Source organism: Ruegeria sp. YTSA072 (genome assembly GCF_059610285.1).
The window spans coordinates 364,196-385,152 of the sequence record NZ_JBXWNI010000003.1 but is presented as its reverse complement, the minus strand read 5'-3'; the positions used below and the strand labels follow the sequence as shown (position 1 = coordinate 385,152).

Genomic DNA, 20,957 nt, shown 5'->3' with positions numbered 1-20,957 from the left:
GGACGGCCTTTGCCTCGCTTGTCCGTTACGCGCGCTCGACCTTACAGGCGCATTTTTTGTAGTCGGTCTCTTTCGACAGCGGGCAGGTTGCGTCCAGCGTCAGCTTGTTGGTCAGCTGATGCTCGTCGAACCAAGGCATAAAGACCAGTCCGCGCGGAACCTTGTTGCGACCGCGCGTTTCAACCCGGCTGGTCACCTCGCCCCTGCGGGTGGAGAGTACGATCTCTTGCCCACGGCGCAGACCGCGATCCTTGGCGTCCTCCGGGTGCATGTAGACAACGGCTGACGGAAACGCGCGATGCAGTTCGGGCACGCGGCGGGTCATCGAACCCGAATGCCAGTGTTCCAGCACGCGACCGGTGGATAGCCACAGATCAAATTCCTCATCCGGTACCTCGGCGGCGGGCTCATAGGGGGCAAAGATGATTTTGGCCTTGCCGTCCTCGTAGCCGTAGAACTTAACGTCTGCGCCTTCCGGCACATACGGATCATACCCTTCGCGGAAGCGATAGAGTGTTTCCTTGCCGTCGACGACAGGCCAGCGCATGCCACGGGCCTCGTGATACATCTCGAACGGAGCAAGGTCGTGCGCGTGGCCGCGTCCGAAATCGGCATATTCTTCAAACAGACCTTTCTGAACGTAGAAGCCGAAATGCTCGGCGTCGTCGTTGTGGAACCCTTCCGCCGTTTCCGACAGCGGGAACTGGTCGACCTTACCGTTGGCATAAAGCACGTCATACATGGTCTTGCCGCGATGCTCGGGCATCTTGGCCAGCAGCTCTTCGCCCCAGACCTCTTCGATGGTAAAACGTTTCGCGAATTCCATCAGCTGCCACAGGTCCGACTTGGCCTCACCCGGTGCCTGCACCTGCTGACGCCAGAATTGCGTACGGCGTTCGGCGTTGCCATAGGCGCCTTCTTTCTCAACCCACATCGCCGTGGGAAGGATCAAATCGGCCGAAACTGCGGTGACAGTTGGGTAAGGATCCGAGACTGTGATGAAGTTTTCCGGGTTACGGTAACCAGGATAGCCTTCTTCGTTGATGTTGGGCGCGGCTTGCATGTTGTTGTTGCACTGGACCCAATAGGCGTTCAGTTCGCCATCCTTCAGTTTGCGGTGCTGCAACACGGCGTGGAAGCCGGGCTTGGGCGGGATAGTGCCCTCGGGGATGTTCCATGCGGTTTCGCAGATTTCGCGGTGCTTATCATTCGTAACAACCATGTCCGCCGGCAGACGGTGGGCAAAGGTCCCCACCTCACGCGCCGTACCACAGGCCGACGGCTGACCCGTCAGCGAGAACGGTGAGTTTCCGGGTTCGGAAATCTTTCCCACCAGCAAGTGCACGTTATACATCAGCGAATTCACCCAGGACCCACGGGTGTGCTGGTTGAAGCCCATGGTCCACAAGCTCATCACTTTACGGTTCGGGTCGGCATATTGCTGGGCCAGTTTCTCCAGCTTGTCTGCAGGGACACCAGACAGTTCAGAGGTGTATTCCAGCGTGTAGGGCGCGACGGCTTCGGCGTATTCTTCAAAGCTGATCGGATCCATCTTGCCCGAGTTCGGATTTTCGGCTTCTTGCTGCAGCGCGTTGGTGTCGCGCAGGCCATAGCCGATATCGGTAGCGGTTTTGGTGATGTTGACGTGCTTCTTGACGAAGTCTTCGTTTACCGCGCCATTTTGAATGATGTAGTTGGCGATGTAGTTCAGGATCGCCAGATCGGTCTGCGGTTCAAAAACGATGCCGTTGTCCGCCAGTTCAAACGAGCGATGCTCAAACGTCGACAGTACATGCACTTCGCAATCCGGTTTGGTCAGACGTGTATCGGTGAGGCGCGACCACAGGATCGGGTGCATCTCGGCCATGTTCGAACCCCACAGAACGAACGTGTCCGCGTGCTCAAAATCGTCATAGCAGCCCATCGGCTCATCAATGCCGAACGTCCGCATGAAGCCTACAACGGCTGATGCCATGCAGTGCCGTGCGTTGGGGTCGATATTGTTAGACCGGAACCCGGCTTTCATCAGTTTGGAGGCCGCATAGCCTTCCCAAACCGTCCATTGGCCGGAACCAAACATGCCGACACTGGTCGGGCCTTTCTTGGCCAGCGCCTCTTTCCATTTTGCGGCCATGACATCGAACGCTTCGTCCCAGCTTACCGGTTCGAATTCACCGTTTTTGTCGTATTCGCCATTGGTCTTGCGCAGCAAAGGCGTAGTCAGTCGATCCTTGCCGTACATAATCTTGGACAGGAAATAACCCTTGATACAGTTCAGCCCGCGGTTCACAGGCGCGTCAGGATCGCCTTGCGTCGCAACGACGCGACCCTCTTTGGTGCCAACCAGAACAGAGCAGCCTGTACCACAGAACCGGCAAGCCGCCTTGTCCCAGCGGATGTCTGGCGCTCCGGCCTGGGCATTGGCTTGACCGGCCGCCAGCGGAATACCAGCGGCCGACGCCGTTGCTGCGGCCGCTGAGGCCTTGAGAAAAGTCCGACGGGATTCAGAATGTGTCATTGCGTGGGCCTCCGGCTGGTGGTTGGGCTTGGGGCATCGGGCTGCGGATGGGCGTCCGCGGGATCCTCGAAATGGTGATAAGTCAGGGTCAAAGAGATGACGCCTGGGATCTGGTGCAGATCCATGATGGTTTCGGATGCAAGACGGGTTAGAGTGTCTTCGACGACGACAACAAATCGGCCATCTTCCGTTTCAGCGTGAATTTCGACACCCGGCGTGTCCTTCATCACGCGCGCTGCTGCGCTCGTGTGATCAGGTGCGACATGGGCGAGACAACCGCAGATGTTCATTGAGTAGCTTCCATTTGTGGTTGAGGTTGGCGTTCCAACGCAATGGCATCGGCGGGACATAAACTTGGGCAAATCCCGCAGCCGTTGCATGTATCAAGGTCAAGCACCGGCTCTGCGCGGCCGCCGGTCATCAGTTTGAAACGGATCGCGCTTTGTTCGCAATTGTCCTGACAGATGCGGCAACTGATGCCGTTCATAGATAGGCAGGTGTCCACTGTAAGCGCGGCGCGCCATGGCCAATCTGGCAAACGGTCAATCGATATCGCTTCGGTTGGACAAATCCGGGCGCAGTCACCGCAGAAGGTGCAGGGATTGTCAGTGGGCTGGAATCGGGGATATCCATCTGTCCCGATGACGATCGCATCTTCGGGGCAAGTATCTGCGCAATCACCACATTTACTGCATGTTTCAACAAAGCACAGCTCAACCGAGCCCGGAGGTCTGGCGATATTACCGTCCTCTGGTCTGATCTTTGCGCTTAGAAACGCGCGTCGGCTGGTCAGTTGTTGCATTGCATGCGACCTGGCTACACTCGATTCCTGTAATCGAGTGTATCGCATACCGTGATCTGTGGGAGCCTTTTTTGATTTAGGTCATTTGGCCTGTTAAATATTAGTCATTTAGGAAACTTTAAATTTTTTTTGCTGAAGCGACCCATTGAGATCATCTGCGAGGGCGCGCGGTTCGGATCAGTAGAAGAAAAACAAAAACCGATCCCAGCGATGTCGTGACAATCCCAACAGGCAGCTCTTGCGGGGCAAGCAACAGACGGCTCAGGATATCCGAGCCTGTAAGCAAAGCTGCTCCGACAATGGCGGCGGTAGGCACAAGCTGGCTGTGCAAAGGCCCCGCGATACCGCGTGCGATGTGGGGAACCATCAAGCCGACAAAACCGATCACACCCGCGACGGACACAAACACAGCGGTTGCAAGAGCTGCGACGAAGAACATTCGGAACCGCAATCCCTGAACGGGCACACCCAGGGTGGCGGCGGTCAAATCACCGGTCAGCAGCGCATCAAGCCAGCGGCTACGGTACATTGCATAGGCGAGGATCAATGCTAAACCTGCGCAGACCAGAGGGAATGTCTCCCACCGGGCAAGACCCAAACCCCCAAGCATCCAAAAGATAACAGAATGCGCCGCACGGCTGTCGCCCGCGAAAATCAGATAATTGGTAATAGCTGAAAACAAAAACGAAACCGCAAGCCCCGCAAGGATCAGTTTTTCGGGCGCACTTGTGCGCAGCCCATGAACCAAAGCCAGCACAATGCCTGATGCGACAAGCCCTCCGAAAAACGCGGCCAGTGGCAGGGTCCAAAAGCCCAGCACATCTCCGGTTACTGTAATGACAAAGACTGCTCCCGCCGCAGCGCCAGAGGACAGGCCGAACAAAAACGGGTCCGCCAGATCGTTGCGTGTGGTGGTTTGCAGGACGACGCCGACGATGCCCAATCCGGCACCGATCACGGCGGCAAACAGCGCGCGTGGTAAGCGCAGGTCAAACACGATGCGGTGGAGCGGAGACATCTCTCCGTCCACCAATCCTGTGCCCAACAAGACACCGGCTAGCGCGTCAGAGGCCGGAATGGATGTGGTTCCGTAGATAGTCGAGGTCAGCAAAAGGGCGGCCAGTACAGCCGCCCCCAGTAAGAGTGTCAGGCCAAGTCGGCCCATATCAGTTCAGACCCGGATGCATAGCCTTGGCCATTTTCGAGATTGCCTCGATATTTGCAGGTCCGGGTGTCAGTTCTTCGTAGCGCAGACCAATCCAGCGTTCGTTCTTGACTGCGTCCGTCTGAGACATCACAGGATGGTCCTGTAGGAACTTGAAGGTATCCGCGGCGCCATTTCCAGTTTGATAATCAAGTAAAACCAGGAATTCCGGGTTCGAAGCGGCAACAGCCTCCCACGAGGAACGTCCCCAGCTGGTGTCCATGTCATGGGTGACGTTCTCGCCGCCAGCGGCAACAATCATCGCGTCGGGAATGGCAAACTTACCAGCCGTAAACGGGGCATCGGCGGGGCCGTCCAGCAGGAAAACGCGGGGCTTCGGCAGGTCGGCCGTCTGTGTTTGAATCGCGGACAGTTCCTCTTTCCAGCCGGAAACCAGCTCTTCTGCCTTGTCTTCAACGTGCATTACTTTGCCCAAGCGAAGGACGTCGGTGAACAGCAAATCCATGCTGGCTTCGGGGCGATCCTTATCCAGGTGTACGCAGCTTTCCGTCAGGATCATCGTTTTGATGCCAAACGGCGCAAGCGTGTCGGGGGTCACGTCACCGCCCGGCTTCATCCCATAGTACCAGCCCGCAAAGAAAAGGTCGGGTTCGACAGCGACCAGATTTTCAACTGTCGGGTACTTAGGCGCAAGTTCCGGGATGTCGCCGCGCAGGGTTTCAAACTCGGGGCTGGTTTTGTACCAGCCAGTGATGCCCGTCAGGCCCACGATCTTGTCCTGCAAACCCAGCGCAAAAGCCATGTCGGTCATGTTCATGTCGTGCACGACCAGCCGCTCGGGCTGAGTTTCAAACACCAGCGGCTCGCCGCAATTGTCGACGGTGATCTCGCGCGCTGTCGCGGCACTTGCAATGCCGCTGATCAGTGCAGCGCACCAGAGAGTTTTGTTCATGTTGTTTTCCTAGTTTGAGGTAGTGGTTCTTCGGATATCCAGTGCCGGGATCATGCGGCCTTCATGCTGAAAGCTAAGATAATCGACACCAAACGTTTCACGGACCCTTTCGGGTGTCAGCACTTCGTGCACTGGGCCGAAACCGGTCAGGCGTGTGGATTTCATCAAGGCGACATGGGTCGCGAATTCCGGGATCATGACCAGATCATGGACGATCATGACGACCGTAATGCCCAGCTCGGCCACCAGCGACAGCATGCGTCCCTTGGCGTCCGGGTCCAGATGGTTCGTCGGCTCATCCAGGAACAAAAGCGAAGGGTTTTGCGCCAGCGCCCTTGCGATATGAGCACGCTGGCGTTCCCCGCCGGATAATACGGCCATCCGCTTGTCAGCGAGGGCAACCAGTCCGGTCAGATTCAGGATGCGGTCCAATTCCAGGGCGTGCTCAGCCGCAGATCGGTCAGCGCGGATTGGGATTTGCCCAAGGGCCACGTAGTCGCGCAGAAACAAACGCCCGTCCGGCGATTCTTGCTGACTGACTACGGCGATTATTCGGGCGCGGTCCATCGCCGAAAGCTGCCGAAGGCTGCGCCCCTTTACCAAAACGTCCCCCAGCACAATCTCTTCACCGCCGCACAAAAGATTCAGCAGCGTTGTCTTACCCGCACCGTTTGGGCCGGCAATTGCCAGAGTGGCCCCTTCATTCAGTTCGAAGTTGATGTTTTGCAGCAGTACGTCGCCGTTCAGGGCGTAATACTCCAGCCCGCGCGCCTCAAGGAAAGCTCCGCAGGTCATGCGCTTGTCTCCACTTTTAGCCGCGGCAGGCGCGCCAGAGTCTTTTCAAGAAGGGCAGGCGGGCGCTGCGTTGCGCTGGTCCACCCATCCGCGATGCGATGGTATTGATGTGCAAATTCGGCCAAAGCATCCACGTCCTCAGCCGATTGGATGTCACCGAAAAGGTACCGCGCTTTGTCGAATGCCTGAAACCCGACGGTTGTGGGACGACCGCAACCGGCCATACAGGAAACGCTGCGGATGCCAAAACTGGATGGAAGCTTGCTTGCAAGCGCAGCGCGCAATGAATCCGCCCGGTCAGAACTCTCGCAGGTCTCGCAAATCAGAAGGAAATGATCAGGACTGATCGACATGGCCCACTCCGCCTGTTGCCAAGCGCGGGCAGAAGGTGCCAATCATGTCATCACGTCTTAGACGTGTCATAAAGCCTCCTTCCAGGACGCCCCGCCCCGGGTTGGTTGAACATCGGATGGTAGGTCTCCTGACTTGCGGGTCGTGGCTTGGCCATCCTTCCCGACCCATTTGTGGTCAGTGGGTATTTGGCGTCGCTCACCGCTTACAGTTGCGGGGGCAGTCACGGACTTAGCGCTTGTTGGCAACCTCACCGTATTCCCTTTTCATCCCGTGGCGAACCATAGGGAACCATCGCGGTGATGCTTGCCCGAGTTCCGAATTTGGGTCAAGCGATAATCCGCGCCACCCCACGCACAGAGGTCATTTGTCATTTGCCAATGATCTGACTACGCTGCGTTGCAGAAATGTAGCAACAAAGGTGGATATGTTCTGGTTCCGGGGGGCCGCACATCCAATGTTTGAAACAACGAACACGCATTCAAAAACAAAGCCGGACGAGATGAAAATTCAAGAAAACAGAACCTATTCTCAACTGAAGGTGGGCGACAAGGCGCAGGTCACCCGATTGTGCACCGTGGACGACTTGTACGCGTTTGCCTCGGCTTCGGGTGACCACAACCCGCTGAATCTGGCGGCCTATGACGGTGATGGAGATGGGCGCCCCGAGGCTGTCGCTCCCGCTTTGTGGCCTGCTGGTCTGGTGGCCGCAGTCATTGGGAACATCTTGCCGGGGGCCGGTACGCAAACACGTCGGGCGGATCTGAGTTTTCATGCTTCGGTTTTGGCAGGCGAAGAACTGACTGCCTTTGTGGCTGTTACAGAAAAGTGTGAAGACGGCGACCTGACCTGTTCCGCCGAAGTGCGCCGGGTCGGGGATGACGCATTGATCCTAAGCGGCACCGTACAGGTCACGCCACCGTCGCGGCATTTGACCTTCGACTCGGTCGAGGTACCGGGACTGATCGTTCAGCGTCACCGGCACTTCGACGCTTTGTTGGAAAAGGCACGTCCTCTGGACCCGATGGCCACAGCGATCGTCGCCCCGGAAGAGCCGAATTCGCTAGGCGGGGCATTGCTCGCGTTGGAAAACGGCATCATTACTCCGATTTTGGTGGGCGACCCGGACAAAATCACCGCCGCTGCCGCCCAGCTTGGGGCCGATTTGTCCGGAGTTGAAATCATTGAAGCGCGAGACCACGAAGTGGCCGCCCAACGCGCGGTCGGACTGGTCGTTGAAGGTAAGGCCCGGATGCTGATGAAGGGTCATTTGCACACGGATGTCTTGTTACGCGCCGTTCTTCGCCGCGAAAACGGCCTGAGGACCGGGCGACGCTTGTCGCATGTGTTCGTTATGGATGTGCCGGGCATGTCCCGGCCCATCATGGTTACTGATGCGGCGGTGAATATCGCTCCGGATCTCGAAACCAAGGCCGACATTGTTCAGAATGCCATCCATCTTGCGCATTCTATTGGCATCGAGATGCCCAAGGTTGGTGTCTTATCAGCGGTTGAAACCATCAACCCGCATTTACCGTCGTCTGTCGATGCCGCGCTGTTGTCGAAAATGGCCGAGCGTGGGCAGATCACCGGCGGGCTGGTCGATGGTCCTTTGGCCATGGACAACGCGGTTGATCTGAACGCGGCGCGGACAAAAGGCATCACCTCACCAGTCGCGGGGGTCGCAGACATTCTGGTTGTTCCGAATATCGAAGCCGGCAACATGGTAGCCAAACAGCTGACATATATCTCTCATGCCGAGGCTGCCGGCGTTGTGATAGGTGCTGCGGCACCGATTATCCTGACATCTCGGGCAGATGATGATGCTTCGCGGCTGGCGTCTTGTGCTGTCGCGGCGCTGCATGCAATTGCTAATGAAAGCAAAATCCATGGCTGAACATGTTTTGGCGCTGAATGCCGGGTCGTCCTCGTTGAAATTCGCGCTTTACGAACTGGTCGAGGACCGACGTCCCAGTATGCGCTGGCGCGGTCAGATCGAGCGGTTGGGGGATGCACCGCGCTTGTTGGCCCAATCAGCAGGGGGGCGGTCTGTCGACCGTCAGTTGTCTGGAGCCAAAACACATGACGAGGCCATCAGCGCGTTTCTTGAACTTACCCGCGAATACCTGCCGGACATTCACGTCCGGGCCGTGGGCCACCGCGTCGTTCACGGCGGGCCAGTCTATTCGGAACCTGTCGTGGTGGACGAGCACGTCTTTGATACGCTAAGCGGTTTCATTCCCTTCGCGCCTTTGCACCAACCCTACAGCCTTGCGGGTATCAAGGCGGCCGCGGCAGCCTTTCCGGGTACCACCCAGATTGCGTGCTTCGATACCGCGTTTCACAGGACACACCCTTGGGTGAATGATACCTTCGCATTGCCTCAAAGATTCTACGAAAAGGGCGTTCGCAGATACGGGTTTCACGGGCTGAGCTATGACTACGTCTCGCAAAAGCTGAAAGAAATTGCGCCGGGTTTGTACGACGGTCGCGTCGTCATTGCGCATTTGGGAAATGGCGCGTCGATGTGTGCGGTGTCGGGTGGCCGGGCCGTGGCCTCGACCATGGGATTTTCGGCGCTCGACGGTCTGCCCATGGGCACCCGCAGCGGGCAATTGGACCCGGGGGTCGTGCTTTACATGATGCAGCAAGAAGGGATGGAGGCAGACGAAATCGCTGAGCTTCTCTATCGAAAGTCCGGCTTGTTTGGCCTGTCCGGCATGTCCTCGGACATGCGCACCCTGTTGGCTGCTGACACTCCGGACGCGCGCAAGGCGATTGAGTATTATGTCTTCCGCATCCGCCGTGAACTGGGCGCCTTGTCTGCCGCACTGGAAGGCATCGACGCTTTGGTCTTTACCGGAGGCATCGGTGAAAATGCCGCCCGTATCCGTCAGATGGTTTGCGAAGGGATGCGCTGGATCGGGATTGATATGGACCCGAACCGAAATGCCGACAACGCTACGGTTCTGTCCACTGATTTCAGCCGGGTGCGTATTCTGGCTATTCCCACAAACGAAGAGATGGTGATCGCGCGTGCAGCGGCGAGAATGGCATGATCGCTTCTAATCCGGTTTGTTTTTTCCACGCCGCGCGTATCTGAGCAGAACGCCTAGAACCGTGCTGATAATATCGGGTGACAGCATCCCGATCGGATCGCGCTTTAGGCCGACGATTGTGTTGCGCGCTTCGGCGAAGTTGTCCCGGACTTCGTCCTCGATGTCGTGCAGCGCCATATCCCGCAATTCGACGGCAGCCGAAGTGTCACTTTCGGCGGTCATGGAATTTGCGACCAGTGCGAGGATCACGGCCAGAACAAGGTTCACCCCGGCCACTATGATCGCGGCCAGAGACTTTGACATGGTCTCGGACAGCCAAAAGAACCCGGCGACGTTCAGCATGATTACTGCAAGCCCAACGGCTAACCCGGCAGCAGCGTAAAAGCCTGTGCGTTTTGCCGCGACGGACAGTTGCCTTTGAGCAATAAGACGCTCGGCTCGCAGGATGATCGAAATGTTGCGTGAAATGCGGTTCATGTTCGGGCTCCTACCGAGAACGGCCTAGAAGATAGCCAAGTGTGAAAATCCCAAGGGCGAATAGGATCGGCCTTTTATGTGGAAACTCCTCAAGCTCTGTCATGACTTCTTCTAATTGCGTTGACCACTCATCCAGGCTTTCGACAATTCCGTCCGTCATCGATTTGTTTGGATCAGCTTGTTTGCCGCTGTTCGAATCTGAGATGCCTTCTCGTGCGCTGGATTGTTCGGCCAGTTGACGCCGCAACTCTGCGACTTCGGCTTCTAGCTGTGCTTTGGTTACCATCACTTGGGTCCTTCGATGGTCGCGCAAAAATCAGGCTCGCGACTTTTTCCTTTGTCAAGGGCCATGTTAATTCAATTTTTTGAATTCGGGAAAGGGTGTTATCCCGATGCAGCGATCAGCACCCGGCCCGGATGTGATCAAGCCGGCGCACGCGCTATCCGGTTATCAATAGTCCGATACCAGCAAGAAATCGGGCTTTGTGTTTTCTTCAATCGTTGCAAAGCGCGGAATGGGATCCTCGAACACATTATCGGTCCGGTCATCGTTGACAGTTGACACTTCGCCAATCAGGCAGTCGCCCTGTTCCGCCCAGAATGCGTGCCAGATACCCGGCATCAGGGTTACGCTCTGACCGGGTTTCAGCCGCAGCAACTCACCAGGTTGGATGGTGACAGGGCAGTTGTCGCTGGGAACAACCACCGGGTTATCCCGGTCGATACCGCCTTCAGGGTCCGAGGCATAAATCTCCATGACCAGATCTCCGCCGCCCCGGTTGATGATGTCTTCGGCCTTGATGATGTGGCGATGCATCGGGGAGAGTTGCTTGTCCCGAGAAACCAAAAGCTTCTCTGCATAAAGCATGCCGCGACCTTTTTTCAGATCCTGCACATCGCCATTGCGCAGGGTAAATAGGAACAGGCCAAGCTCATCAAACCGGCCTTGGCCGTAATCGGTGATGTCCCACCCGAGACCGCGGTCACGGATGCCTTGTGCCTGTGCGCAACGCATTTGTTCCGGCGACCAGTTGGCAAAGGGGGGCAGGACGGCCCCGAACGAGCGAATGAAGGCCTCGGCTTCGGTTTTGATGTCGTTGATATCTGATCTTTTCATCTCGGTCCCTTAGGGGGTCAAAGTTCATGCGCCCAGGGCGGGTTTGCGCCGGCGCGGGAAACGGTGATGGCGGCGACGTCTGCACCTTTGGCCAACGCCGCGCGCAAGTTGTCCTGGCCTAACGTCCGCAGATTGGACTTGGTCAATCGACCTGTGCGCTCCAATTCAGCAAGGACACCGGCGTTGAACGTGTCACCGGCACCCACAGTATCCACGACCTCGACCGCTTTGACAGGCACCGAAGTTTCGGACCCGTCCGCCAGATATCCCGACGCCCCATCACTGCCGCGCGTTACGATAACCACGGAAGGACCTGTTTGCAGCAGCAGAGGGACTTTCTCTGCCAGTGTTTCAGGGCCCGGAACAATCCAGTCCAAGTCTTCGTCCGAGACTTTCACGATGTCGGATTGAGCGATCATACGGTTCAATCGTGTACGATACCGTGATTGATCCTTGATAAATCCGGGTCGGATGTTTGGGTCCAACATGACTGCCCGGTCTGATCCGTGGCGCTCCAGCAGGGCCGCGTAGGCGTCCGCACAGGGTTCACATGCAAGGCTGATCCCACCAAAATACAAGGCGGATACAATAGGCAGCTGTTTTGGCATGTCCTCAGGCATCAACATGCGCCCAGCCGAGTTTTCGTCGACAAAGCTGTAGGTGGCATGGCCGTCCACTAGCTGTACAAAGGCCAGTGTCGTGGGGCGATCCGATCGGATCACATGGCTTGCTTCCACATGGCTGGCTTGCAGCGCGTCTGCCAGTTGCTGTCCGAACATATCTGTCGATAAGCCTGTCAACAGACCCGCCGGCGCGCCCAGCCGACCCAAAGCAATGGCTGTGTTGAACACTGCACCGCCGGAGTGGGGCACGAATCCGCGCGACCCAGAAACGGTTGGCTCGGCGATCATGTCGATCAGGGCTTCACCGCAGCACAAAATCATGCCGTGGTCCTTTCTGTAATCAGGTCAGGCGGTCAGTTTACCGCGCGAGCGCACTTTTACAGAAATTGTTAGCGCCAACAATGCCAAATTCATCCTGCTCAGACACATACAGGTTCATTGAACGCCGCAAGTCACTGAACCGCCCACCGGCGTTAAAGGCATCCCGGAACGCATCCTTGAACAGCCACCGGTTTTTCTCGGCGACACCGCCCACAAGGAAAACACCGCCCGTCGGCATGTAGGCAACGGCCAGGTCGCCCATGATGGCACCAAGGTGGATTTTGAACATATGCGCAGTTTTGATCGCAATCGGGTCGGATTCCGCCAGCGCGTCCTGCAGTATATCCTTGGCGCTGCGCCTTGGAGCATCGGACTGTCCAGCGGCCATGCTGGCGGCTTGGTACAGAATGGGAAGGCCGGTGCCGCTAAGGAACATTTCCGCTTCGAGCACTAGGCTGTCATCAAAGAAGCATTCGGGCGCGATATGGCGTGCCGCTTTGAAGACTTCGACCTCATCCTCGTGGCGTGGGGACAGTCCGACATGGCCACCTTCGCCCGACGCGGTATGGTATCGCCCTTGGGAATACAGCAATGCGCCGACGCCAAGGCCTGTGCCGGGGCCCACAACCAGCCGGGTTCCGACCGGCGGTGTCTCAGCCCCTTGAAGGACCTCGACATGGTCACCGGTGATTTCGGCGACCGACCAGGCGGCCGCGGTGAAGTCATTGATAACAAAGGTGTGTTGCGCGCCTGTTGCCTTGCCGATGTCGCTTTCGGACAAATCAAGATGTGCATTTGTCAGGCGGATTGTCCCGTCTTTTACCGGACCTGCTCCGGCCGCGACGACGGCGCGAGGGTCGGTGCCAATCTCGTCACGCAGGCTGTGGAACGCATCCAGAAGCTCTTGCAACGACCCGGTTGGGTATTTGCGAAGGTCCGTCAGTTGTCCGTTCGAGATGACACCCAGTCGTGTGTTTGTGCCACCGATGTCCGCGACAAGATTCCAGTGCTCGTGCATTGTTCCGGCAGGCTGAGCCATCGGCAGAGAAACAGGCCCACCGGACAAGGCCGATTTCAGCGCGTTGTACGAGGCTTTTGGCGTCCGCTCGAGCGTATTGAAATCTACATCAACCAACCCGAACCGCTTTTCATAGCCAAAGGACCACTCGTAGTTATCCAACAAAGACCAGATGAAATAGCCCCTGACTGGAACGCCGTCGTCCAGCGCGTTTTGAACGGCACCAAGGTGTTTGTTGAGGTAGTCAATGCGGTCGTCATCTTGCTGGCGTTTCGGGCTCGCCATGCCGTTTTCGGTGACATAAATCGGCAAGTCGCCGGTATAATCGCGCACCGTACGGGTCAGAAAGCGCGTCAGGGCATCGGGTTCAATCTCCCACCCCATCTGGGTTTTGGGCAGCGGGCCGGGTACTTCTTTCAGGCTTGGCCATGCGGTATCGGCAGGCGCGATCAGTTTGCGGGTATAGTAGTTCAGACCGCACCAATCGACGGGTGTACCAATGGTGTCAAAGTCGTCTTGCCAGCCGGATGGAAGATGAGGTTCCAACCCGTCCAAAACATTTTGCGGATAGGCTTTTTTGAACACACCACCTAGGAAAAACCGGTTGTAGATCCCGTCATAAAGCTCAGCCGCCTTGCGCGCGGCGGGGCTGTCATCAGCGGGCTCGGCCCATTCCAGATTGAACACAGCGCCCAGGTTCGACATCCCGAGGCCCCGCATCGCCTCGATCGCGCGACCATGAGCCAGCAGAACATGGTGCATCGCGCGAGCCGTGGCGCGGATGTCGCGCATTCCAGGCGCGTGATGTCCTTCAAAATGGCTCAGCCAACTGACACACCATGGCTCATTGATTGGGGCGACGCTGTACATACGGTCGCCGATGCGGCCCATGATGACCTCGGTGAAATCGGCAAACCAGCTTGCGATATCCCGGTTGCGCCAGCCGCCCAGATCAGCAAGCGGAGAAGGCAATTCCCAATGATAAAGGGTCGCACAGGGCCGAATGCCGCGTTCCAACAAGGCGTCGGCAAGCCGGTCGTAATAATCCAGACCTGCCTGATTTACCGGGCCACGCCCTTCAGGCAAAACTCGCGCCCAGCTTGTCGAGAACCGGTAGCAATCAAAACCCGCGTCCCGCACCAGATCGAAATCCTGTGGAAAACGGTTCAGGTGGTCACAGGCCAGATCTCCATTCTCGTTTCGCACCACGTTTCCGGGTGAAGCGGCAAAGCTATCCCAATGGGTTTTCCCCGCGCCACCCTGTGCGTGGCCTTCTATTTGATAAGCCGAGGTTGCGACACCAAAGAGAAAATCTTTGGGGAAGTCCGAGCGTGTATATTTCATTTTTCAGAACCTGTTTGGGGCGGGGCCGGTTGAGCCGCCAACTACCAGTTCGGCCTCCAGCAATCTAGTTTTCACCGGGTCTTCCGGAGATTTGATACGTTCGATCAGCATTTCAGCCGCCATTTCTCCGGCCCTACGTACAGACGATCTTGTAGCGGTGAAAATCGGTACGTCCTGACCGTTCTTGAGGTAAGATAAGTCGTCGTCATGGGCGATGACCGAGACATCCTTGCCCATCTTCAACCCCGCTTCGTTGAGTGCACGGCGCACACCGATCGCGGAAATCATGGATGCGGTCAGGATGGCCGTAGGTGGGTCATCCAGGCGAAGCATAGCGCGGGTTTCATGGTGGCCATAAACCTCGGTCATCTCGGCGCTGCGCATCAATTCCGAGTCGGGGGACAGACCTGCCTCATGCAGGGCTTCAAGATATCCGTCGCGGCGACGTTGAGCGAAATCCATATCCTCAAGCCCGTTGATCAGGGCAATGCGGCGATGCCCAAGGTCGATCAGAAACCGGGTGGCGCGTAGGAACGAACTTTTGTTGTTCACGTCGATCCAGTCATAGGGCACGTCCACCCCGGTTGATCTGCCATGAACGATAAAGGGTACGCCCATTCTGGTTAGGACCTCGATCCGGTGTTCGTTGACCTTGGGGCCTTGCAATACAATACCATCGACCGCGCCACGCTGGAAAAGACTGCGATAGGCTTCCTCGATTGAGGTGTCATCTGCATTAGTGAACATCATGTCATATCCATGATCCGAATACTTGCGTGCAGCACCGGCGACAAAATCACCAAAAATCGGGTTCACCATTTCATGCTGGGATGAGGAGGGAATCACGTGCCCAATCACCATCGAGCGCCCTGTTGCCAGTCCCTTGGCCCGGCTGTTCGGTCGATAGCTATGCTTGGCAGCGGCGGCTTGGACGCGCAGGCGCGTATCCTCGTTCACCTCGGGGTAACCATTCAGCGCGCGGCTGACAGTGGTTTGAGATAAACCAAGGATTTCTGAGAGCTGCTTTAGATTCATCTTCGCCTCAAAGCGCCTTCAAATTTGATCATTTTCAGATTTGCGGGCGCTTCCCGCCCGAGTGCCACATCTTGCTGACACTGCCCTGAATATTAATAATATACGCAACAGTAAACAGATTATTGACAAAAATTGAATGTTAGCGGATAAAGTTCGGTATCCAAAGCGCTTTGAAAATGAGTCTCAAGAGCGCGAACAAAGTTGGGAGGAAACTTTATGAAACACTCGCTTTATGCAGGCGCGGCCACGTTCGCCCTGATGGCGGGCGCGGCGTATGCCGACAAGGTCACCGTGTTTGGCCCGTGGCTGGGGCCTGATCAGGAAAATGTCGAAAAGGTTTTGGACGGCTTTGCCGCGGCGACCGGGCATGAGTACAGCTATGTCGGCTCGGACAGCTTTGAGCAGCAGATCAGAATTGATGCCGAAGCCGGATCGGCGCCCAACGTAGCAGTGTTTCCCCAACCCGGTCTGGCGTCAGATATGGCCAAGGCGGGTTTCCTGACTCCCCTGAGTGAAGGAACTGCGGATTGGATTCGCGACAACTATGCGGCCGGTCAGTCGTGGGTGGATCTGGGAACCTATCAGGGCCCGGACGGGCAGGACCATCTGTATGGATTTTTCTACAAGGTCGACGTGAAATCGCTGGTTTGGTTTGTGCCGGAGAACTTCGAAGACGCCGGCTATGAAATCCCGACCACAATGGAAGAGCTGAAGGCGCTGACTGATCAGATCGTTGCGGATGGCGAAACGCCATGGTGCATCGGGCTGGGGTCCGGCGGAGCGACCGGTTGGCCAGCGACTGACTGGGTTGAAGACATGATGCTGCGCACGTTACCGCCCGAAGATTATGACGCCTGGGTCGCCAACGAATTGAAATTTAACGATCCTAAGGTTGTCGCCGCTATTGAAGAATTCGGAGCGTTTGCGCGCAACGATGATTACGTGGCCGGCGGAGCCGGTGCGGTTGCAACGACTGACTTCCGTGACAGCCCGAAGGGCATGTTCAGCTCGCCTCCGCAGTGTTACATGCACCGTCAGGCCTCGTTCATTCCCGCCTTCTTCCCCGAAGGTACGGTTGTGGGCGAGGATGCTGACTTCTTCTACTTCCCGGCCTATGAAGGTAAAGACCTCGGCAGCCCGGTCCTTGGGGCCGGCACAGTTTGGGCCATTACCAATGACAGCCCGGGCGCGCATGCGCTGATGAAATACCTGGAAACGCCGGAGGCGCATGAAGCCTGGATGGCTCTGACCGGGTTCCTGACGCCGCACAAAGGCGTCGATACCTCGGTCTTCTCAGACCCAACGCTGAAGAAGATGAACGACATTCTTCTGGGGGCCACCACCTTCCGGTTTGACGGTTCCGACCTGATGCCGGGCGGCGTGGGTGCAGGCACCTTCTGGACTGGAATGGTCGACTATACGGGCGGAACACCTGCCCAGGACGTCGCCGACGAAATCCAGTCCTCGTGGGACGCGCTGGACTAAAGCGTCTGAGATTGGGCAACCCGCTCTGTCGGGTTGCCCGAACCCATCGTCGCAAGGGAGAGCGGCATGCACCCGGCATTTCAAGGCCTGCTGACCATCGCCATTGGCGTGTCAGGTTGCGTGGGCTATTTCTATCTATCCAACCAGTTTCTGGACAGAGTTCTTTTCCCGCCTCGGGGGCCGAATTCTGGCCGCAATATCAACCGCGCGAACATGATCCGGCCTTGGTTGTTTCTGTTCCCAGCGCTGGCTGCTTTGGGCTTGTATTTGGCCTATCCGGTTGTCGAAACCCTGCGCCTGTCACTGACTGATCGTGTCCCGGGCGGCGGCTACAAATGGGTCGGGCTGGACAACTATATCCAGATGGCCAAGGAGCCCAAGTTTTGGGAAGCGATGCGCAACAACATGTTCTGGCTGATCATTGTGCCAGCAATGTCGACGGCCTTTGGCCTGTTGGTGGCACAGCTGACTGACCGCATTCGTTGGGGCAATCTCGCCAAGTCGCTGATCTTTATGCCAATGGCGATCTCGTTCGTGGGGGCATCGGTTATCTGGAAGCTGGTCTATGACACTCGTCCGGCTGAACAAGATCAGATTGGCATGCTCAATGCGCTCTATATTTTCTTTGGTGGGACCGAGCCGCAGACGTGGCTGACAATACCGTTCTGGAACAGCTTTTTGCTGATGGTTGTCCTCATCTGGATCCAAACCGGTTTTGCCATGGTTATCTTATCGGCCGCCCTGCGCGGAATCCCCGAGGAAACGATTGAGGCCGCAATTCTGGATGGGGCCAATCCGTTTCAGATATTCTTTCGGATCAAGGTGCCGCAGATCAAAACCACAATCCTTGTCGTTTGGACCACGATTACGATCACCGTCCTCAAGGTCTTTGACATCGTTTTTGCAATGACCAATGGCCAGTGGGAAACGCAGGTCTTGGCCAACTACATGTATGACAAGCTGTTCCGCGCCAACGACTGGGGCGTCGGGTCGGCTTCGGCCATGGTGATCATGCTCTTAGTGGCTCCAATCCTTGTCTGGAATGTGCGCAACGCGCGGAAAGAGATGGAGTAGGGTCATGAGCGATATCGCAGGAACCAAACCCGCCCTTCGCTGGGTCGTCCATGCCTCGGTCCTCTTTCTGGTGGTGCTGTGGGTCGTGCCAACTCTGGGCCTTTTGATCTCGTCTTTTCGGACAGCGGATCAAATCGCAACCAGCGGTTGGTGGCGGTCGCTGTTTCCGTCCGAGCAGAACCTAACACTGCGCAGCGCTGACCCGGAAACCCAAGTTCTGGAAAAAGGGATCTACGTGATCGAAGGCAATCTGTTTGACGAAGGGACGAAGGCGACAATCTCAAAATGGGGGATCAGCTCTCGCGCGATTGATGCCTTTGCCCCCGGCGAAACAGCTGAGCTGCGAAAGGGCGGCACAATCACCGTAGATGCCGCAGGGAATTACCGCATGGAGAACCCGGACGAGTTCACCGGCAGCCGCGGATCGCGTGTTTTTGTAACTGCAGAATTGCCGCCTGAGTTTACCTTAGACAATTATCACAAGGTTCTTCTGGCAGAAGACAGCACCGACAGTATGGGACGCGCATTTTTCAACACGTTGACCGTGACGATACCGGCAACGATCATTCCGATTCTCGTGGCGGCTTTTGCAGCCTACGCGCTGGCCTGGATGGATTTCCCCGGGCGCGCGTTGCTTATTGCGGCTGTCGTTGGCCTGCTTGTTGTCCCGCTGCAACTGGCCCTGATCCCGTTGCTGAAATTCCACCTGAATATCGGGATTGGCAAAGGGTATTTGGGGGTTTGGATGGCACATACCGGGTTCGGGTTGCCGCTGGCGATTTATCTTTTGCGTAACTACATGGCGGGTCTGCCCCGCGATCTGATCGAAAACGCGCGGGTCGATGGCGCGACCGAGTTTCAGATCTTTACCAAGTTGATCTTGCCGCTCAGTTTTCCAGCGTTGGCGTCTTTTGCGATCTTCCAGTTTCTCTGGACGTGGAATGACTTGCTGGTCGCCAAGGTGTTCCTGATCGACGCATCCGGACAGACCACTGTCATGACCAACCGCATCGTCGAGCTTTTGGGCACGCGCGGCGGGAATTGGGAAATCCTTGCCACAGCGGCCTTTGTTTCGATCATCGTCCCGCTGATTGTTTTCTTCGCAATGCAAAAATATCTGGTCCGCGGTCTGTTGGCCGGGTCCGTTAAGTAGAGGCGTCTGATGAACGTGCAGAACACCGTGAAACTCGAAACAGCTACCAAAGCAGCCGTCGAATGGTGGCGGGGCGGGGTGATCTACCAGATCTATCCACGCAGTTTTCAGGACAGCAACGGCGATGGAATTGGAGATCTCAAGGGTATCACCCAAAGGCTTGGTTACATCGCTTCGCTTGGCGTCGACGCAATCTGGATCTCGCCCTTCTTCAAATCACCGATGAAGGACTTCGGTTACGATGTCAGCGACTATCGTGATGTTGATCCGATGTTCGGAACCATGGAGGACTTTAAGGAACTCTTGGATCAGGCGCATTCAGTTGGGCTGAAGGTGATGATTGACCTCGTGCTGTCGCACACGTCGGATCAGCACCCATGGTTTAAGGAAAGCCGGTCCAGTCGCGACAATGCCAAGTCCGACTGGTATGTTTGGGCCGATCCCAAGCCCGACGGCACGCCGCCAAACAACTGGCTGTCGATTTTTGGTGGGTCCGCATGGCAGTGGGATTCCCGGCGCTTGCAGTACTATCTGCACAATTTCCTGACGTCGCAGCCGGATCTGAACTTCCATTTCTCGGACGTGCAGGATGCATTGCTGGATGTGGCGCGGTTCTGGCTGGACTTGGGCGTGGATGGTTTCCGTCTGGACACGATCAACTTCTATTTCCACGACAAACAACTGCGCGACAACCCTGGCCTGCCGATGGATCAGCGCAATGCCTCGATCGCGCCCATGGTGAACCCCTATAACCATCAGGATCACCTTCATTCCAAAAGCCAGCCGGAAAACATCGCCTTCCTCGAACGGTTGCGCGCACTAACGGACGAATACGAAGGCCGCGCTTGTTTGGGCGAGGTTGGCGACGCGCAGCGCGGTCTTGAGATCATGGGCGAGTACACCAGCGGCGATAAACGCATGCATATGTGTTATGCTTTTGAGTTTCTCGAAAAACGCGCTTTGACCGCCGCGTACGCCAAGCAGGTGTTTGATCAGTTGGAAGAAAAGGCTGGCGATGCATGGCCTTGCTGGGCTTTCTCGAACCACGATGTTCAGCGCCACGCGTCGCGGTGGGCGCTAGACGACGCTGCCATCCGTCAGCACGCCGTTTTGATGATGTGCCTGCGTGGGTCAGCGTGCTTGTATCAAGGAGAAGAGCTTGGTCTTCCCGAGGCGGACGTACCGTTTGAAGATCTGCAGGACCCTTACGGCATAGAATTCTGGCCGGAGTTCAAGGGCCGTGATGGCTGCCGCACTCCAATGGTTTGGGCTGCGCAGGACGAACAGTCCGGGTTCAGTACTGGAGCCCCCTGGTTGCCCGTCAGCCAAACGCAGGCCGAGCGTGCAGTAGACAGGTTAGAGCAAGACCCAAACTCCATGCTGCAACATTATCGCCGTGCCATTGCGCTGCGCCACGCGCATTCCGCATTGATGTCTGGCCAACAGCGCGAGATGGCGCAGTCTGGACCGATCCTTGCCTTCCTGCGTGAGGACAATGTCCAACAGATATTCTGCGCATTCAATCTTGGATCTGACAGCGCGGAAATCACACTGCCCGACGGTAACTGGCAGGCAATCGGGCAAGAGTTGGGCGGCGTCGAAGGGGCGGGGACAATCACCCTCGACGCGGCTCAATTCTGTTTGATGATGCGCGAAAAGGAGTAAGCC

The 20,957-nt window shown here is 56.9% G+C and carries 19 protein-coding genes, 1 pseudogene and 1 riboswitch; of the genes and pseudogenes, 6 read left to right on the top strand and 14 right to left on the bottom strand.

Features of this window, described 5'->3' with window-relative positions; genetic code table 11:
• Window positions 1-25 precede the first annotated feature (25 nt).
• The 7 genes from napA to AC2FIB_RS08430 form a co-directional block, all read right to left on the bottom strand.
• Complete coding sequence (gene napA, locus AC2FIB_RS08460) at window positions 26-2,518, bottom strand: nitrate reductase catalytic subunit NapA (protein WP_496734750.1); 2,493 nt, start codon at window positions 2,516-2,518, stop codon at window positions 26-28.
• Window positions 2,515-2,808, bottom strand: a complete 294-nt coding sequence (locus AC2FIB_RS08455) for a chaperone NapD (protein ID WP_496734748.1) — start codon at window positions 2,806-2,808, stop codon at window positions 2,515-2,517. The genes napA and AC2FIB_RS08455 overlap by 4 nt, the downstream gene beginning before the upstream one ends.
• A complete protein-coding gene (locus AC2FIB_RS08450; protein ID WP_496734746.1) occupies window positions 2,805-3,320 on the bottom strand; it encodes a ferredoxin-type protein NapF in 516 nt (171 codons plus the stop codon). Before AC2FIB_RS08450 ends, AC2FIB_RS08455 begins: the two co-directional genes overlap by 4 nt.
• A 151-nt stretch (window positions 3,321-3,471) precedes the next feature.
• Window positions 3,472-4,485: a FecCD family ABC transporter permease gene (locus tag AC2FIB_RS08445; protein WP_496734744.1), complete on the bottom strand. Its 1,014-nt coding sequence runs from the start codon at window positions 4,483-4,485 to the stop codon at window positions 3,472-3,474.
• A 1-nt stretch (window position 4,486) separates the two neighbouring features.
• The gene (locus AC2FIB_RS08440) at window positions 4,487-5,437 is read right to left on the bottom strand and encodes an ABC transporter substrate-binding protein (RefSeq protein WP_496734743.1); all 951 of its coding nucleotides are present in this window, start codon (window positions 5,435-5,437) and stop codon (window positions 4,487-4,489) included.
• A 9-nt stretch (window positions 5,438-5,446) separates the two neighbouring features.
• Complete coding sequence (locus AC2FIB_RS08435; RefSeq protein WP_496734741.1) at window positions 5,447-6,232, bottom strand: ABC transporter ATP-binding protein; 786 nt, start codon at window positions 6,230-6,232, stop codon at window positions 5,447-5,449.
• Window positions 6,229-6,585 (bottom strand): DUF1636 family protein, encoded by a 357-nt coding sequence (locus tag AC2FIB_RS08430; RefSeq protein WP_496734740.1) that lies wholly within the window; start codon window positions 6,583-6,585, stop codon window positions 6,229-6,231. The genes AC2FIB_RS08435 and AC2FIB_RS08430 overlap by 4 nt, the downstream gene beginning before the upstream one ends.
• 101 nt (window positions 6,586-6,686) lie before the next feature.
• Window positions 6,687-6,892: riboswitch (cobalamin riboswitch) on the bottom strand.
• Between the two features lie 193 nt (window positions 6,893-7,085).
• Here AC2FIB_RS08430 and AC2FIB_RS08425 point away from each other — a divergent pair.
• Window positions 7,086-8,480: a bifunctional enoyl-CoA hydratase/phosphate acetyltransferase gene (locus tag AC2FIB_RS08425; protein WP_496734739.1), complete on the top strand. Its 1,395-nt coding sequence runs from the start codon at window positions 7,086-7,088 to the stop codon at window positions 8,478-8,480.
• Complete coding sequence (locus AC2FIB_RS08420) at window positions 8,473-9,642, top strand: acetate/propionate family kinase (protein ID WP_496734738.1); 1,170 nt, start codon at window positions 8,473-8,475, stop codon at window positions 9,640-9,642. The genes AC2FIB_RS08425 and AC2FIB_RS08420 overlap by 8 nt, the downstream gene beginning before the upstream one ends.
• 6 nt (window positions 9,643-9,648) lie before the next feature.
• Here the strand turns inward: AC2FIB_RS08420 and AC2FIB_RS08415 are convergent, their stop codons facing one another.
• From AC2FIB_RS08415 to AC2FIB_RS08385, 7 genes and pseudogenes are all read right to left on the bottom strand, one after another.
• Window positions 9,649-10,119, bottom strand: coding sequence for a phage holin family protein (locus AC2FIB_RS08415; protein ID WP_058272016.1), 471 nt, complete (start codon window positions 10,117-10,119; stop codon window positions 9,649-9,651).
• Between the two features lie 10 nt (window positions 10,120-10,129).
• Window positions 10,130-10,405, bottom strand: a complete 276-nt coding sequence (locus tag AC2FIB_RS08410) for a hypothetical protein (RefSeq protein WP_496734737.1) — start codon at window positions 10,403-10,405, stop codon at window positions 10,130-10,132.
• Between the two features lie 165 nt (window positions 10,406-10,570).
• Window positions 10,571-11,236 (bottom strand): D-lyxose/D-mannose family sugar isomerase, encoded by a 666-nt coding sequence (locus AC2FIB_RS08405; RefSeq protein ID WP_496734736.1) that lies wholly within the window; start codon window positions 11,234-11,236, stop codon window positions 10,571-10,573.
• A gap of 17 nt (window positions 11,237-11,253) precedes the next feature.
• Window positions 11,254-12,180 (bottom strand): carbohydrate kinase family protein, encoded by a 927-nt coding sequence (locus AC2FIB_RS08400; RefSeq protein ID WP_496734735.1) that lies wholly within the window; start codon window positions 12,178-12,180, stop codon window positions 11,254-11,256.
• A 37-nt stretch (window positions 12,181-12,217) separates the two neighbouring features.
• Entirely contained in the window at window positions 12,218-13,198 is a 981-nt protein-coding gene (locus tag AC2FIB_RS08395; RefSeq protein ID WP_496734873.1) for a glucokinase, read from the bottom strand.
• A gap of 39 nt (window positions 13,199-13,237) precedes the next feature.
• Window positions 13,238-14,542, bottom strand: a pseudogene (locus AC2FIB_RS08390) (GH1 family beta-glucosidase); the annotation flags it as partial.
• Window positions 14,543-14,545: 3 nt separating this feature from the next.
• Entirely contained in the window at window positions 14,546-15,577 is a 1,032-nt protein-coding gene (locus AC2FIB_RS08385; protein WP_496734734.1) for a LacI family DNA-binding transcriptional regulator, read from the bottom strand.
• A gap of 216 nt (window positions 15,578-15,793) precedes the next feature.
• Between AC2FIB_RS08385 and AC2FIB_RS08380 the strand changes: the two genes are divergently transcribed.
• The 4 genes from AC2FIB_RS08380 to AC2FIB_RS08365 all read left to right on the top strand — a co-directional run bounded on the left by AC2FIB_RS08380 (window position 15,794) and on the right by AC2FIB_RS08365 (window position 20,954).
• Window positions 15,794-17,062 carry an ABC transporter substrate-binding protein gene (locus AC2FIB_RS08380; RefSeq protein ID WP_058276650.1) on the top strand — a complete coding sequence of 423 codons (1,269 nt, stop codon included), beginning with the start codon at window positions 15,794-15,796 and terminating at the stop codon, window positions 17,060-17,062.
• A 66-nt stretch (window positions 17,063-17,128) separates the two neighbouring features.
• Window positions 17,129-18,136, top strand: coding sequence for a carbohydrate ABC transporter permease (locus AC2FIB_RS08375; RefSeq protein ID WP_496734732.1), 1,008 nt, complete (start codon window positions 17,129-17,131; stop codon window positions 18,134-18,136).
• A gap of 4 nt (window positions 18,137-18,140) precedes the next feature.
• Window positions 18,141-19,289 (top strand): carbohydrate ABC transporter permease, encoded by a 1,149-nt coding sequence (locus AC2FIB_RS08370; protein ID WP_496841933.1) that lies wholly within the window; start codon window positions 18,141-18,143, stop codon window positions 19,287-19,289.
• A 9-nt stretch (window positions 19,290-19,298) separates the two neighbouring features.
• Complete coding sequence (locus AC2FIB_RS08365; RefSeq protein WP_496841932.1) at window positions 19,299-20,954, top strand: alpha-glucosidase; 1,656 nt, start codon at window positions 19,299-19,301, stop codon at window positions 20,952-20,954.
• The last annotated feature ends 3 nt before the right edge of the window (window positions 20,955-20,957 follow it).